Here is a 13,217-nt window from a genome sequence, read left to right as displayed (position 1 = left end):
GCCGCCGCACACGAGGAGGCGGTCCGTCCGCGACTTCACTCCGTCGACTCGATGATGCGGTCGAGCGTCAGGCGCCCCATCGCGCTCATCGCGGGATTGCTCTCGGCGTAGTACCAGACGAGACCCATCGCCTGCTGGAACGCCCATGCCTTGCCCCGTTCCCACTCCAGGTCGTCGCATTGCAGTACCCGCCGGAGCACTTGCCGCGGACCTGGCTGCAAGAGGTGCCAGGCGCTGACCAGATCCAGCGCGGGGTCGGACGGGCCGAAGCCGCCGGTGTCGAGTACGCCGCTGAGCCGGCCGCCCGCGACCAGGACGTTGCCGGGGATCAGGTCCCGATGGCTCATCACGTCCGCACCCGTACGAGGCAACTCCCGAAAGCGGCTCCACAGTCGGCGCAGCCGGGGCACGTCGAGCAGCCCGTCACTCTCCTCGAAGCACGTGGCCATCCAGTCGTCGTGGTGCGCGAGAACGCCGCCACGACCCTCGCCGTCGAAGTGCCGCCCCCGTGTCTCGGCCCCTCGCAGGGCCGCGATGAAGTCCGCAAGGTCCTCGGCAAAAGCGTTGGAGCCACTCAGGTCGGCATCCGAGGCGACCGTCCCCGGCAGCCAGGTCTGGACTGACCACGGCATGGGGTAACCCGCCCCGGGCTTTCCCAGGGCGACGGGTTCCGGCACGGGGAACCGGGACACCTGCGCCAGCTCCGCGCTCGCCCGCGCTTCCTGCTCCAGAACGGCCAGCGTTTCGGCGGCATCGGCCAGACGCAGCGGGAAACGCGCCGAGAGATCGTTCCCGATACGGAAGATCGCGTTGACCGTCCCGGTCGACGGCAGGAGTCGGACCGCCTTGCCGCTCCACTGAGGGAACTGCTCCTGGATCAAGATCGCAACGGTCTCGGCGGTCACGTCCACCTGGTCGTCATGCATGATCATTTCTTGCGCGCTCCTGGCTGCTTGGACTGGACGGTACGAGACCCGAAGGAACCCGCAAAAACAGGACGGTGAGCTCCAAACGCGGAAGGATGGGCGACATGACATTGCCCGCCCTCCCCGAAGAGTCCTTCCAGCGAGTGCTCTGCGTCGTCGCACACCCCGACGACATGGAGTACGGCACATCCGCGGCCGTCGCCCGCTGGACCGCGCGCGGCGTCGACGTCGGATACCTCCTGCTCACCCGCGGCGAGGCCGGCATGCCGAACCCTCCCGAGGAGACGGCACGCCTGCGCGCCGCCGAGCAGCAGGCCGCCTGCGCCGTCGTAGGTGTCAAACATCTGACCATCCTCGAACATCCGGACGGCGTGCTTGTCTACGGCCTCGACCTGCGCCGTGACATCTGCCGCGAGATCCGCCGGTTCAAGCCGGACGTCGTATTCGGCAGCGGCTTCGCGGTCGAGGCGCCCTGGGGCTTCGACCAGGCCGACCACCGTGCGGCGGGGCTCGCAACGCTCGACGCGGTGCGCGACGCGGGCAACCGCTGGGTCTTCCCGGAGCAGATCGACGACGAGGGCCTCGAACCGCACTCCGCGCGCTGGTACATGACGCCCGCCATCGTCGGCTCCGGCGCGACCCACGGCGTCGACGTCACGGGCGAGCCGCTGCGCCGCGGCGTCGCCTCGCTCGAATCGCACGCCGCCTATCTGGCCGCACTCCCGGACCACCCCGCCCCCAAGGACTTCATCCCGCAGTTCACCGCGATGAGCGGCAAGGCCATGGGCGTCGAGCACGCCGTCCTGTTCCGCGCCCACGACCTGCAGGCACCGCCGGAGTTCCCCAGCGAGGAGACGCAGGACTGACGCTCGGTTCTGCATGGCGGCGGACGCGGCCGGTCCTGATGCACACGACCGGCCGCGCTCGCCACCCCTCACGCTCGCCCACGGGGAAGGCCCCGACCGGCGCTAGTTGCGGTACCGGAACACGATCCGGCCGCGCGACAGGTCGTACGGCGGGAGTTCGACCAGTACCCGGTCCTCCAGCATGATCCTGATGTAGTTCTTACGGATCTTGCCGCTGATGTGCGCGAGCACCTGATGGCCGTTCTCGAGCTCCACGGTGAACATGGCGCTTCGCAGGCATTCGACGACCCTGCCCTCGACCTCGATGACGTTCTTGGCCCTGCTCATCGCACCAACTCCAGGTTGCTGCCCACCGGTTGAGCGCCGACGCCCGCGAACAGCGCCGAGGCCGGTCCATTGGACTCCTGGACCTCGGCCCAGGCCGAGGCGAAACCGGACCGGTGCAGTGTCCCGAGCGCGTGGGCCAGGAGCGCCCGCGCGATGCCCCTGCGTTGTTCACCGGCCCGGACCGCGATCAGCCCGATACGCGGCCGCTTCACCGTGACCACGCGGATCAGACCCAGGTAGCGGTCCGGCGTCGCGGCCACCGCGTACTTCGACGGGTCGACGATGGTGTCTCCTTCAGGGAAGGGGATCACCTCGGCGGGCATCGACTGCCATCCGACAGCCGCCTCGACTTCGTCACGGACAGCGCGATCCACCGCACGCAGCAGAGTCTCGTCCGCCTGACCTGCCGGAACGATCGTCACCCCCGCCGGCGGCAGGACCTCGTCGAGCCCCGTGACCCGCGGGTCGGTCGGTACGGCGTACTCCCATTCGCGGCGCCGGATCGCGAAACCCGCACGCAGCCAACCGTCCGTGAGCTCGGTGTCGGCTTCGTCGACCACCGTGTACAGCGGCGCCGGCAGCTCCGCCCGCATCGCCTCGGCGAGCCGGTCGAAAGCGGCGTCGTGCCAGGCGTCGATGCTGACGAACAGGCGTCCGTCGGGCCGGTGGTGGGCGTGCCCGCGACCGACCACGAGGTCGTCATCCAGGGCATGCCATTGGCCCCTCGCGACACGGGTGATCACCACCGCGTTCTCGCTCAGGCCGGATGTGAAAGGCGTTGTGTTCATCGGAGTCTCCTCCCAGGAGTGCCTCGATCTCAGGCGCTCCTGGCGACACCGACTGTCAGCCGCAGGACCGTGGCGGGGTGAGGGAGCACCCATGGGTAACTGTGTTCACGGGTCTCACCTCCTACGACGACTTGACGGTCCGCCGTGATCGTAGCGACGGGGCACTGCCGGCCTCAAATGCTTTTAGGAGAAGTCAGCCGCCGTGATGCCGTCGGCATGGCCGGACGGCCACTCCACCAACTCGATCCGGTAGCCGTCCGGGTCGGCGAGCCACGAGGTCCAGGCCGCCCGGGTACTGGACAGGTCCCGGTCGCAGACCGGCATCGGCCAGCCGCTCCATCGTCGCGGCGAGCGAGTCCACCTGGATCGCAAGGTGGTCGAAACCGCTGCCCACGTCGACACGTCCGTCGGCCGGACGGTGAACCAGTTCGAGCGAGGCCGCCGGTTCGCCGGGGAAGTGGAGGATCGCCAGGTGAACGCCGTGGTCGGCGTTGATCCTGCCCAACTCGGCATAGCCCAGGGCGAAGTAGAAATCGAGCGAGCGGTCCAGGTCGGTGACACGGTAGGAGACGAAGAGCGTCTTCATGCGGTTTCCTCGGGGCGGCGGACACGGTAGCGGAGGTGCGTGACGTCTCGGTCCTCCAGCCGTCGGACGAGTTCCAGCTCGGTGTGCTCACCACCGAGGTGGGCGAAGAGCGGACGGCCGGCCCCGAGGAGGACCGGAACCAGGTGGATCTCCATCTCCTCCAGCTGACCGGTACGAAGGAGCGCCTGGGCCGCGCCCGCGCCATGCACCATGATCGGCCGGTCCCCGGCGTCCGCGCGAGCCTGCCGGGCGCAGTCCTCCACGTCCGTGACGAAGCGTGCATGGCCGGGCGGGACGTCCCCGTCGTCCACCTGGTGGGTGAGCACGAAAATCGGCACACCACCGTGGTGATCGCCCTGCCAACGGCCGGCGAGTTCGAAGGTCCGGCGGCCCGAGATCACCGCGCCGGTTGCCAGCGCCTCGCGATAGACCTGTCCGCTGGGGCCGTCGGACTCCCGGTCGTCGAGCAGTTGAACAGACGTCCACCACCGCGTCCGAGCTCCTGGCCCGGGCGATCCTCCGGCCCGGCGATGTAGCCGTCGAGCGACATTGACATGTACAGCCGAATCGGGTTGGACATACCGGCCTCCATCTCTCCTCGTCGACACCTCGAGTCACGAGGAAGACTTCAGACGGTCGGCAAACTCATCGGTGCAAGGGGGGCGGGTGGTAGACCCGCCCCCCTTGGGTGTGGGTCAGCTGCAGTGGCCGGAGTCGCCGACGGTGTAGCCGGTGCCGCAGGCGCCGTTGTAGGTCGCCGTGGCGGCCGCCTTGGCGGTGGTGGCGCGACGGGACAGCTTCATGGAATTGGCTTCCGGGTCTCATCATGCGTCAACGGCAACGACCAGTCGTCCCAAGGGCATTGACCGATTCGGCACCTCGCCGAACACATCAGCGGGGGGAAAGGAAGTCGATGAGACCGTACGGCGCCCGGTCGCCGAGGCAGAGGTCCAGGAGCACGTGGGTGTCCGCGGCCTCCGACTCGCTGCGCGGGAACAGCTTCTGCTCGTAGGCGGTGAGCGCCGCCTCGATGTCGTCGGGCTGAGCGGCGATCGCTTCCCCCAGCTCGGCGCCGTCGAGCATGGCGAGGTTCGCCCCCTCGCCGTTCGGCGCCATCAGGTGCGCGGCGTCGCCGACGAGCGTCACCCCGGGCACGCGGTCCCAGCGATGCCCGTCCGGGAGCGCGTAGATCATGCGCGGGACCGGATCGGTCTCACCGTCGGTGATCAGCGCGGTGAGCTCGGGAGCCCATCCGTCGAACTCCGCCGCGACCTGGGCCGCCGCGCGGGCCGCGTCACTGAAGTCGATCGCGCCGACCCATTCGGCGGGGCGCTTCAGCTGGACGTACGTGTGCAGGACGTCTCCGGCCTCGCGATGCGCGACGATCCCCTTGCCCGGGGTGGGCGCGGTCATGGAACCGGAGCCGACGGCCTCGGCGGCCGCGGAGTGCCGCCGGTCGACGTCGTGCAGGTAGGTCTCGATGAACGTGATGCCCACGTACTCGGGCTCGGCGTCCGACAGCAGCGGGCGCACCTTCGACCAGGCACCGTCGGCCCCGACGAGGAGCCCGGCGGTGACGGTCGATCCGTCCGTGAAGGTCAGGGCGTGGCGTCCGCCGCCGAGCGCCGAGACCCCGGCGAGCTTCTTCCCCCACTGGATCGTCCCCGCGGGCAGGGAATCGCACAGGATCCGGCGCAGATCGCCCCGGAGGACCTCGGGTCGCCCGCCCATGCCGTCGTCGGGGGCGTCGAGCAACGCCTTCCCGTCAGGGTCGAGGACGCGTGTGGCCTGGCCCCCCTCGTGGATGATCGCGCGGAACTCGTCGGTGAGCCCGGCCACTTCGAGGGCGAGCTGCCCGTTGTGTTCGTGGATGTCGAGCTGGCCGCCCTGCGTGCGCGCATGCGCCGAGGGCTCGGCCTCGTAGATCGTCGCGGGTATGCCGTGGACGTGCAGGACCCGGGCGAGGGTGAGGCCGCCGAGTCCGGCGCCGATGATCGTGACTGGGGTCATCGTCATGCTCCTTCCGGATGTGCCCGGCCGTGACCGTTCATGGCCGACCGCGCCTGGAACAACGTTCCATCCAGAGTTTGGAACAATGTTCCAGCCGTGTCAAAATGGAGCGGTGACCAAGGCGAAGCGGGTGCAGCGGACGCAGCGGCGTACGGATGCGCTCTCCAAGGAGCGGATCATCGAGACCGCGATCGAGATCCTCGACACCGAAGGCGAGAGCGCGCTGACCTTCCGCGCCCTCGCGGCCCGGCTGGCGACCGGCAGCGGAGCGATCTACTGGCACGTCGCCAACAAGGACGAACTGCTCGCGGCGGCCGCAAGCGACGTCATCGCCCGCGTCGTGACCGACGTGGCGGGCGGCACGGAGTCGCGGGAGGCGATCAGAAGCATCGCCCTCGGGGTGTACGACGCGATCGACGCGCACCCCTGGGTGGGCACCCAACTCTCCCGCGAGCCATGGCAGTTCGCGGTACTACGGATCTTCGAAGCCGTCGGCGGCCAACTCCAGGCGCTCGGCGTCCCCGAACCTGCGCAGTTCAACTGCGCCTCCGCGCTCGTCAACTACGTCCTCGGCCTCGCCGGACACCACGCCGCGGCCGCCCGCCTCCTGGCCCCCGGCACCGATCGAACGGCGTTCCTCGCGACCGCCGCCGCCCGGTGGGCGCAGCTCGACCCGGCGCAGTACCCGTTCATGCGCCAGGTGGCGGCACAGCTGCCCGGACACGACGACCGCGAGCAGTTCCTGGCCGGCATCGACCTCATCCTGGCCGGAATCGGCGAGAAGGTCCGGTGATCCGTACGACGAGCGTCAGGGGGCCGCACTCGGGGACGTCCTGCCCGTCAACGACTCCTCGATCCTCGTTGGCCTGGCCCAGCGCCACCGCGTCGACCCGCCCCGCCACGAACAGCACGATCCCGACGCCTTCCGCCGGCCGGTGCGCGGTCCGGCCCGCCGGGATCGATCTCGTAGCGCGAGTTCGAACCCCCTGGCCGGGGCATGGCCTCACGCCTCCCCGGGGTCCTCGCCGTCCTGCTGCTGTTCCCGCGCCCAGGTGACCGCCCACTCGTCGAGCGGTCGGAGGGCCTGGCCGAGGGTGGTTCCCAGGCGGGTGAGCTCGTAGCCGTCCGGCGAGGGGGTGATGAGCCCGCTTGACGTGAGTTCGCGGAGGCGCTGGTAGAGGACGCTGGAGGAAAGGCCCTCGCACCGCGCCAGCAGTGCGCGGGCGCCGAGGGGGCCGGCGCGCAGCTCCCAGAGGATGCGCAGTGCCCAGCGGCGGCCGAAGAGGTCCATCGCGGCCATGATCGGACGGCCGGTCGTCGAACCACGGACCGGAACTCCTGGACGCGGTGTCGGCATGACCCTCCTTGTGTTTCGTTATCCGAAACATTAGCATCCGGACCGTGGTGTTTCTGTTTCCGAAACGAGGGGAGTGCCAATGTCCCGGATAGCCCTGCTGGAGCCGCCATACACCGACCAGGCAGGCGCGCAGCTCGCGCGCATGATGCCGGCGGGAGCCGAACCCATCGGACTGTTCCGCATGTTCGCCAGAAACCTGCCGATGACCGGCGCCATGCATGAATGGGGCCGCTACGAGTTGGGCAGGCGACTGAGCCTGACGATGCGTGAGCGCGAAATCGTCATCGATCGGACGTGTGCGCTGTGCGACTGTGAGTACGAGTGGGGCGTACACGTGATGACGTACGCGGACAGGGTCGGCCTCAGCCACGAGCAGACGGCGTCGCTGGCGCACGGCGGCCCCGCCGACGAGTGCTGGACGTCCGAACGGGAACGGCTGCTCGTCCTCGCCGTCGACGCCCTGCACAAGCACTCCGACATCGACGACGCACTGTGGGCACGCCTCGCCTCGCTCTTCGACGAACTCCAACTGCTCGACCTGCTCCTGCTCTGCGGCTGGTACCACGCCGTCAGCTTCGCCGCACGAGCCGCGCGCGTACCGCACGAGCCCGACGCGCCACGCTTCACCGACTTCCTCCCCGGCGCTTGACGAGCCGCGACTCCCAGCCTCCGGTGGGCCGGAAGTCCGCGGCGCGGGCAGCCCAGTCGTGTTGGCGAGGCCCGCAACGTCCTGCCTGTCGGTCCTGCCTATCCTTGTGCCGGTCCGGGTGATCACTGCGCGGACCTGGGACGAGAGGGAGTGCGGGATGACGGTGCGCGTGCTGAGAGCGGACGAGCGCCCGGCAGTGCCGTGGAAGAACGGAGGCGGACTGACCCGCGAGGTCGCGTCGGCTCCGAGCCAGGCAGGGATCTCGGACTTTGCGTGGCGGGTCAGCCTCGCCGACGTGGCCGAGGCAGGCCCGTTCTCCCGCTTCGAAGATGTCGACCGCGTCATCACCCTGGTCGACGGCCCCGGCATGGTGCTCACCGTCGACGGCACTTCCCACACCGTGGCCGAGCGGTACGTCCCCTTCGCCTTCCCCGGAGATGCCACCACCGACTGCCGGCTGCTCGGCGGTCCGCTCGTCGACTTCAACGTCATGGTCCGGCGCGGTCGAGCCACCGCGAAGGTCGAGATCGTACGCGACCGGGTGGCGCTCTCCGCTGCCGCTGACACGACGGTCCTCGTCGTCGTACTGGAGGGTTCCGCGGTTTTCGAGGCGTCCGGTCCGGTCCTCGACCGCTTCGACGGGGCACTGATCACCGATGCCCGCGACGAGACCCTCGACGTGACCGGCGTTGCCGCGCTCGTCACGCTCGTAGGCAGTGCCGAAGTTCGATAGCCGTAGCGCGACCCGTATCCCGGCCCTGAACACTCGAAGCCGACGTTGCAGCACCACCGTAGCGCCGGTCAGGGCGGGGTCTCCGAGAGCTCGGTTCCTATCACGGCGAGCAGATCCAGTTTGCCGGCGCTGTCCGTGCCGAGGGCCGGGGTGAACCAGAGCAGGCGTTGGCGGCCGTCCTCGCTGAGCAGGCTGAGGCAGTTGACTTCCAGGATGCCGAGTGCGGGGTGGTTGATGCGCTTGCGGTCGTCCCTGCGGACGGCGACCTCGTGCTCGGCCCACAGGGCGGCGAACTCGGGGGAGTGGGTGTTGAGGTCGTCGATCAGGGTGCGAGCCTGGAGATCCTTTGCGTCGCGACGGGCCACGGCGGCCCGCAGGTCGGCGACGAACCTGCGGGACTGCGTGTCGTGATCCGCTTCGGGATAGAGGCGGCGCGCTTCGGCGTCCGTGAACCAGCGGTGGACGTAGCTAGCGTTCTTGCCGCGGAACACCGACTGGTCGCCGAGCAGGGCGACGGCGAGCGGATTCTGCACGAGCGTGACGTGCAGGTCGGTGATGACCTGCGCCGGCGTCGAGCACAGCCGCGTGAGCAGGTCCATCATCCCGGGGTGCACATGCGACTGCGGCCCACCGGGGGCTGGTAGGGGGCGGTCGGCCAGGCGGTAGAGGTAGTCGCGCTCGTCCGACGTCAGGCGCAGCGCGCGTGCCAGGGCGGCGAGCATCTGCTCGGAAGGCTGCGATCCCGCGCCCCGCTCGATCTCGTTGTAGTAGTCGGTCGACGCACCCGCGAGCTGCGCAACCTCGTCGCGGCGCAGTCCCGGTACGCGGCGGCGCGGGCCTGCGACCAGGCCGACATCCTCGGGGCGGATGCGCTCGCGGCGCGAACGCAGGAAGGCGCCGAGCTCGGTGTATTTGAGGGAGCCCATACATCCCAGTCTGCGCGACGCCGGCCCGCCGACGGGCCCCTGACACAGGGGATGGCATCCCCTGGTGCGCAGGCTGCGACCGCCGCACCGTAGAACCATGCCTTTCGCGAACTTCAAAGTCCCCGAGAAGACCCTCACTGCGAAGCAGAAGGAGGAGATCGTCACCCGCACCACGGAGCTCTACGTCGAGATCTACGGCGAGCGCGCCCGCAACAACACCATGGTCCTGATCGAAGAGGTCGCCGACGGCGGCTGGGGCATCGGCGGCAACGTGCTGACCCTCGCCATGCTCGAAGGGGCGACACCGGAAGAGGCGACATCGGAAGAGGCGACACCGTCCGATCCGGGCGACGCCTGACCCACCGGTCACGGGTCACCTATCACCGGCCACCAATCCGGCCCTTCGGAGGAAACACCGAAGGGCCCAGGTCTTTGTCCCTTTTGCGTTTGTTGGGGAACGTGGAGGGTCCTGCATCCCTCCTTCTGGGTGTCGGGAAGACCACGGGCAAGGAAACCGGGGACTGAGTGCAATGGGCTTGACCAGCGAGACGACCGTGTACGTGATGGCGGCCATCTCCGTCGTTTGTGTGGCCTTGCTGGTCTGGTTCTGGCCACGGCTCGCCAGGCAGGGGCTGTGGCCAGTGCTCGGACGGCTGGCGGCCGTTGGGGTGACTCAGCTGATGATCATCGCTGCGTGCGGATGCTGGTTGAACTCGTCGTACCAGTTCTTCGGATCGTGGGGCGAGCTATTCGGCCATGTGGACACCGCGCCGGTCGGCATCACACAGGCGGCCGGGCACGGCAGCGACGGGCCGGTGACCGGCGTCGCCGCCAAGGGTGCGTTGATACAGCCCGCCGGAGATCAGCAGTTGCGCCGCGTCAGCGGACTGCCCACCGGGCCTGCGGCGGTCAACGGGCGGGTCGAGTCGGTGAAGGTCATCGGACGCCGGACGGGCGTTGTCGACCCGGCCCTCGTCTATCTGCCGCCGCAGTACTTCCAGCCGGCGTACCACCGGCAGCGCTTCCCCGTGATCGTCGCGCTCAGCGGCTACCCCGGCAGCGTCTTCAATCTCGCGCAGTACCTTCGCGTGCCACAGACCGCCGGACAGCTGCAGAAGAGCGGCCAGATGCAGCCGACCATCATGGTGATGATCCGTCCGACGATCGCGCCGCCGCGCGACACCGAGTGCGTGAACGTCCCGGGCGGACCGCAGGCCGAGACCTTCCTGGCGAAGGACCTCCCCGACGCCCTGAAGGCCACGTACAGGGTGGGCCACTACGCCAGCTCCTGGGGCGTCATGGGCTATTCCTCCGGCGGCAGTTGCGCCCTGCAGCTGACGATGCGCAACCCCGGCGTCTACACGACGGCCGGCGCCCTCTCACCCGACTACAAGGTCAAGGACGACCCCACGACCGGGAATCTCTTCGGCAGCGGGCTGGGCCGTGTCAACCGGGTCAACGGACACGACCTGATGTGGCGCCTCAAGCACCTGCCCGCACCCCAGGTCTCCGTACTGGTCGCCGAGAGCAAGCACGGCGAGCGGGGCTACCCCCAGACACTGGCCTTCATCAAGGCCGTCAGAGCCCCCATGCGCGTGGTGTCGATCCTGCCGGACAAGGGCAGCCACAACTTCCCGACCTGGACACGGGAAATGCCGGCCACCCTGAAATGGATGAACCAGCAGCTGACCTTCCCGCAGGACGTCGTGCCCCGACACCACCCCAAGTCGGACCACATCGCGGTACGCGCATCCGGCGCGGAACCCTCGTCCGGCGCCACCGAGCACAGGTGACGGAGAACTGGCGTTGCCGAGATACTCCGTTGCGGCGTGAGGATCATGGCCCGTAGAGTCCCGGAATGCCTCTACGTGTCCGAATGCGTCAAGCCCTTCCGGAAGCGATGCGCGCCCGCGACAAGGCGGCAGTGAGCGCCCTGCGCGCGACACTTGCCGCGTTGGACAACGCGGAGGCCGTGCCTGTGGACGCCGACGCAGCGCGCGGCCTGGCCCTCGAACAGTCACCGGTCGGAGTCGGCGCCACCGAGGCAGTACGGCGTGAGCTGACCGAGGCCGTCGTCGCGGACATCGTGCGAGCCGAGGCCGCCGAACGACTGGAAGCCGCAGCGCAGTTGACCGCGCCCGCGCACGCCGACCGAGCCGCCAGACTCCGTGCGGAGGCTGAAGTGCTGCTCCGCCTCCTCGACGGCGAAGGCATTCAGTAGAACCGAGAGGAATCCACTCCGTCCGTTCCCTGCCGCTGGGCGATGGGCCCTCGCCGATACTGCCGGGCGAGGGCCTGCCGACCTGGCCGGGGAACGACTGGATCAGCCGACTGGCTCAGCCGACTGGATCAGCGCAGTCCGGCAAAGAGATCGTTCTCGGGTAGGGCGGCGCCGGTGGTGTCCCGGACCCGTACGAAGGTCTCCACGCCCATCAACTCGGCGAACCTCTCCTTGCCCATCCTGAGGAAGAAGATGTTCTCGCTCTGGCTGGCGTGCGCGGCCAGCGCGTCGAACTTCTGGCCGCTGAACGCCGTGGTGTCCACCCAGGTGGTGATCTCGTCGTCGGGAAGGCCGATCTCGGCCAATGCGGCGGTCTCGGCAGGATCCGGCTCGGGCATGTCCTCCTGGAACTCGCGCATGATCTCGCCGAATTGCTGCATTCCCGAGCGGGGCACCGTCGTCCAGTACACCTTCGGCGTCAGCTCGATCATCTCCAGCGCGGCCATCGTGATGCGGTGGGCCTGGATGTGGTCGGGGTGTCCGTAGAAGCCGTTCTCGTCGTAAGTGACGACCACATCGGGCCGGTAGTGGCGCATGAGCTCGGCGAGCCGGGCGGCGCCTTCCTCGACAGGGGTCTGCCAGAAGGATCCGGGGGCGTCGTTGCTCGGCCAGCCCATCATTCCCGAGTCGGCGTAGTCCAGCATCTCCAGATCGCTGATCTTCAGCGCCTCACAGCTCGCTTGGAGTTCCTGACTGCGCATCGAGGCGACGGCGGCCGGATCGTGCCCCGGGTCACCCGGCTTGACGCCCCCCGGTCCATCACCGCAAGCGCCGTCGGTACACGTCACAAGAACAGTCCGAATCCCCTCCGCCGCGTACCGCGCGAGGATTCCTCCGGTTCCGGTGGCCTCGTCGTCGGGGTGGGCGTGAACAGCCATGAGGGTCAAGGGTCGGTCAGCCATAAAACATTCCTCCTGTGATACATGCCTTCGGTTGATCCAACACTGTCGGCCGGATCACCTGTTCCCGGCGCGGCCGTTTGGCACCTCCACGCGAGGAGCTGTCTGGGTTGACGATACGGAACATTGCTCCGTATCGTAAGCGGAACGTTGTTCCGCTAGGGAAAGGTGAACGCACATGAGTGCCCCGACCTACTCGTCGGCTCCCGCCGGCTCAGCAACTCCTGTCTTCTCCGTCAGTCCAGTGGTGCTTCCGTCTCCTGGCCGCGCCGTGGACCTACAGATGAGGGTGTCCGCGCCCGTGACCGGCGACGATCTGCCGATCATCCTTCTCTCGCACGGCCACGGTCACTCGAACCACCTCTCCTCGCTCAACGGTTACGCTCCGCTCGCCAACTTCTGGGCGGCGCACGGGTTTGTCGTGATCCAGCCCACCCACCTGAGCTCCAAGACGCTGAGTCGGGTCCTGGATCCCGATGCTCCGGAGGCGCCGCTCTACTGGCGGTCACGGGCCATGGACATGAAGTTCATCCTGGATCACCTCGACGACATCGAGGTTGCCGTGCCCCAGCTCCTCGGACGCCTGGACCCCACCAGGGTCGCCGTGGCAGGGCACTCGATGGGAGGCCACACGGCGAGTCTGCTGCTGGGTGCCCGGCTCACCGATCCACAGGACGGAGCACAGGTCGACCTGGCCGAGCCCCGGATCAAGGCAGGCGTGCTGCTCGCCTCGCCCGGCAGGGGCGGAGATGCCCTCACCGAGGCCGCGGCCCAGAACTACTCCTTCTTCCTCACCACGGACTTCTCCACGATGACGACACCCGCCCTTGTCCAGGTACTCGTGTGAGTGCACCACCGAGTACGAAGTT

Annotated in this window: 14 protein-coding genes and 3 pseudogenes; 8 read left to right on the top strand and 9 right to left on the bottom strand. The window is 68.7% G+C overall.

Annotated features, from left to right (window positions below):
• Positions 1 to 35: 35 nt before the first annotated feature.
• Positions 36 to 932, bottom strand: a complete 897-nt coding sequence (locus JYK17_RS34195; RefSeq protein ID WP_222811898.1) for an aminoglycoside phosphotransferase family protein — start codon at positions 930 to 932, stop codon at positions 36 to 38.
• Between the two features lie 98 nt (positions 933 to 1,030).
• Between JYK17_RS34195 and JYK17_RS34190 the strand changes: the two genes are divergently transcribed.
• Complete coding sequence (locus JYK17_RS34190) at positions 1,031 to 1,792, top strand: PIG-L deacetylase family protein (RefSeq protein WP_222811897.1); 762 nt, start codon at positions 1,031 to 1,033, stop codon at positions 1,790 to 1,792.
• 102 nt (positions 1,793 to 1,894) lie between these two features.
• Here JYK17_RS34190 and infA read toward each other — a convergent pair whose 3' ends face one another.
• From infA to JYK17_RS34165, 5 genes and pseudogenes are all read right to left on the bottom strand, one after another.
• On the bottom strand, positions 1,895 to 2,119 hold the full coding sequence (infA, locus tag JYK17_RS34185; protein ID WP_108012548.1) for a translation initiation factor IF-1: 225 nt from the start codon (positions 2,117 to 2,119) through the stop codon (positions 1,895 to 1,897).
• On the bottom strand, positions 2,116 to 2,907 hold the full coding sequence (locus JYK17_RS34180; RefSeq protein ID WP_222811896.1) for a GNAT family N-acetyltransferase: 792 nt from the start codon (positions 2,905 to 2,907) through the stop codon (positions 2,116 to 2,118). The genes infA and JYK17_RS34180 overlap by 4 nt, the downstream gene beginning before the upstream one ends.
• A gap of 183 nt (positions 2,908 to 3,090) precedes the next feature.
• Positions 3,091 to 3,493: pseudogene (locus JYK17_RS34175) on the bottom strand (VOC family protein).
• Positions 3,490 to 4,073 (bottom strand): annotated as a pseudogene (locus tag JYK17_RS34170) (dihydrofolate reductase family protein). The pseudogenes JYK17_RS34175 and JYK17_RS34170 overlap by 4 nt, the downstream one beginning before the upstream one ends.
• 311 nt (positions 4,074 to 4,384) lie before the next feature.
• Positions 4,385 to 5,503, bottom strand: coding sequence for an FAD-dependent oxidoreductase (locus JYK17_RS34165; RefSeq protein WP_372465357.1), 1,119 nt, complete (start codon positions 5,501 to 5,503; stop codon positions 4,385 to 4,387).
• An 85-nt stretch (positions 5,504 to 5,588) separates the two neighbouring features.
• On the opposite strand from JYK17_RS34165, the gene JYK17_RS34160 reads away from it, so the two are divergent.
• On the top strand, positions 5,589 to 6,296 hold the full coding sequence (locus JYK17_RS34160) for a TetR/AcrR family transcriptional regulator (protein ID WP_108012552.1): 708 nt from the start codon (positions 5,589 to 5,591) through the stop codon (positions 6,294 to 6,296).
• Positions 6,297 to 6,506: 210 nt separating this feature from the next.
• Here the strand turns inward: JYK17_RS34160 and JYK17_RS34155 are convergent, their stop codons facing one another.
• Complete coding sequence (locus tag JYK17_RS34155; protein WP_108012553.1) at positions 6,507 to 6,803, bottom strand: winged helix-turn-helix transcriptional regulator; 297 nt, start codon at positions 6,801 to 6,803, stop codon at positions 6,507 to 6,509.
• Between the two features lie 136 nt (positions 6,804 to 6,939).
• Between JYK17_RS34155 and JYK17_RS34150 the strand changes: the two genes are divergently transcribed.
• Both JYK17_RS34150 and JYK17_RS34145 read left to right on the top strand, forming a co-directional pair.
• Positions 6,940 to 7,509 carry a carboxymuconolactone decarboxylase family protein gene (locus tag JYK17_RS34150; RefSeq protein ID WP_234547271.1) on the top strand — a complete coding sequence of 190 codons (570 nt, stop codon included), beginning with the start codon at positions 6,940 to 6,942 and terminating at the stop codon, positions 7,507 to 7,509.
• A 157-nt stretch (positions 7,510 to 7,666) separates the two neighbouring features.
• On the top strand, positions 7,667 to 8,242 hold the full coding sequence (locus JYK17_RS34145) for a HutD/Ves family protein (protein ID WP_222811894.1): 576 nt from the start codon (positions 7,667 to 7,669) through the stop codon (positions 8,240 to 8,242).
• Positions 8,243 to 8,310: 68 nt separating this feature from the next.
• Here JYK17_RS34145 and JYK17_RS34140 read toward each other — a convergent pair whose 3' ends face one another.
• Positions 8,311 to 9,168, bottom strand: a complete 858-nt coding sequence (locus JYK17_RS34140; RefSeq protein WP_222811893.1) for a helix-turn-helix transcriptional regulator — start codon at positions 9,166 to 9,168, stop codon at positions 8,311 to 8,313.
• A gap of 97 nt (positions 9,169 to 9,265) precedes the next feature.
• On the opposite strand from JYK17_RS34140, the gene JYK17_RS34135 reads away from it, so the two are divergent.
• The 3 genes from JYK17_RS34135 (at position 9,266) to JYK17_RS34125 (ending at position 11,389) form a co-directional block, all read left to right on the top strand.
• Positions 9,266 to 9,526: a tautomerase family protein gene (locus JYK17_RS34135; protein ID WP_108012557.1), complete on the top strand. Its 261-nt coding sequence runs from the start codon at positions 9,266 to 9,268 to the stop codon at positions 9,524 to 9,526.
• A gap of 172 nt (positions 9,527 to 9,698) precedes the next feature.
• Complete coding sequence (locus JYK17_RS34130; RefSeq protein ID WP_222811892.1) at positions 9,699 to 10,961, top strand: alpha/beta hydrolase; 1,263 nt, start codon at positions 9,699 to 9,701, stop codon at positions 10,959 to 10,961.
• A gap of 107 nt (positions 10,962 to 11,068) precedes the next feature.
• Positions 11,069 to 11,389, top strand: coding sequence for a hypothetical protein (locus JYK17_RS34125; protein ID WP_222811913.1), 321 nt, complete (start codon positions 11,069 to 11,071; stop codon positions 11,387 to 11,389).
• Positions 11,390 to 11,517: 128 nt separating this feature from the next.
• On the opposite strand, the gene JYK17_RS34120 is transcribed toward JYK17_RS34125, so the two are convergent.
• Complete coding sequence (locus JYK17_RS34120) at positions 11,518 to 12,351, bottom strand: PIG-L family deacetylase (protein ID WP_108012560.1); 834 nt, start codon at positions 12,349 to 12,351, stop codon at positions 11,518 to 11,520.
• Positions 12,352 to 12,526: 175 nt separating this feature from the next.
• On the opposite strand from JYK17_RS34120, the pseudogene JYK17_RS34115 reads away from it, so the two are divergent.
• Positions 12,527 to 13,180 (top strand): annotated as a pseudogene (locus JYK17_RS34115) (alpha/beta hydrolase family protein); the annotation flags it as partial.
• Positions 13,181 to 13,217 lie beyond the last annotated feature (37 nt).

This window comes from Streptomyces plumbidurans (assembly GCF_019857225.1).
Lineage (GTDB): Bacteria > Actinomycetota > Actinomycetes > Streptomycetales > Streptomycetaceae > Streptomyces > Streptomyces plumbidurans.
Note: the sequence above shows the minus strand (reverse complement) of the source record. Positions and strands in the feature narration are given on the sequence as shown.

Bases quoted from the DNA above. Each gene is read 5' to 3' on its own strand.
- JYK17_RS34180 (WP_222811896.1), bottom strand. From the start codon at position 2,907: ATGAACACAACGCCTTTCACATCCGGCCTGAGCGAGAACGCGGTGGTG.
- JYK17_RS34160 (WP_108012552.1), top strand. From the start codon at position 5,589: ATGTTCCAGCCGTGTCAAAATGGAGCGGTGACCAAGGCGAAGCGGGTG.
- JYK17_RS34120 (WP_108012560.1), bottom strand. From the start codon at position 12,351: ATGGCTGACCGACCCTTGACCCTCATGGCTGTTCACGCCCACCCCGAC.
- JYK17_RS34135 (WP_108012557.1), top strand. From the start codon at position 9,266: ATGCCTTTCGCGAACTTCAAAGTCCCCGAGAAGACCCTCACTGCGAAG.
- JYK17_RS34155 (WP_108012553.1), bottom strand. From the start codon at position 6,803: ATGGCCGCGATGGACCTCTTCGGCCGCCGCTGGGCACTGCGCATCCTC.
- infA (WP_108012548.1), bottom strand. From the start codon at position 2,119: ATGAGCAGGGCCAAGAACGTCATCGAGGTCGAGGGCAGGGTCGTCGAA.
- JYK17_RS34190 (WP_222811897.1), top strand. From the start codon at position 1,031: ATGACATTGCCCGCCCTCCCCGAAGAGTCCTTCCAGCGAGTGCTCTGC.
- JYK17_RS34150 (WP_234547271.1), top strand. From the start codon at position 6,940: ATGTCCCGGATAGCCCTGCTGGAGCCGCCATACACCGACCAGGCAGGC.
- JYK17_RS34125 (WP_222811913.1), top strand. From the start codon at position 11,069: ATGCGCGCCCGCGACAAGGCGGCAGTGAGCGCCCTGCGCGCGACACTT.
- JYK17_RS34140 (WP_222811893.1), bottom strand. From the start codon at position 9,168: ATGGGCTCCCTCAAATACACCGAGCTCGGCGCCTTCCTGCGTTCGCGC.
- JYK17_RS34165 (WP_372465357.1), bottom strand. From the start codon at position 5,503: ATGACCCCAGTCACGATCATCGGCGCCGGACTCGGCGGCCTCACCCTC.
- JYK17_RS34195 (WP_222811898.1), bottom strand. From the start codon at position 932: ATGATCATGCATGACGACCAGGTGGACGTGACCGCCGAGACCGTTGCG.
- JYK17_RS34145 (WP_222811894.1), top strand. From the start codon at position 7,667: ATGACGGTGCGCGTGCTGAGAGCGGACGAGCGCCCGGCAGTGCCGTGG.
- JYK17_RS34130 (WP_222811892.1), top strand. From the start codon at position 9,699: ATGGGCTTGACCAGCGAGACGACCGTGTACGTGATGGCGGCCATCTCC.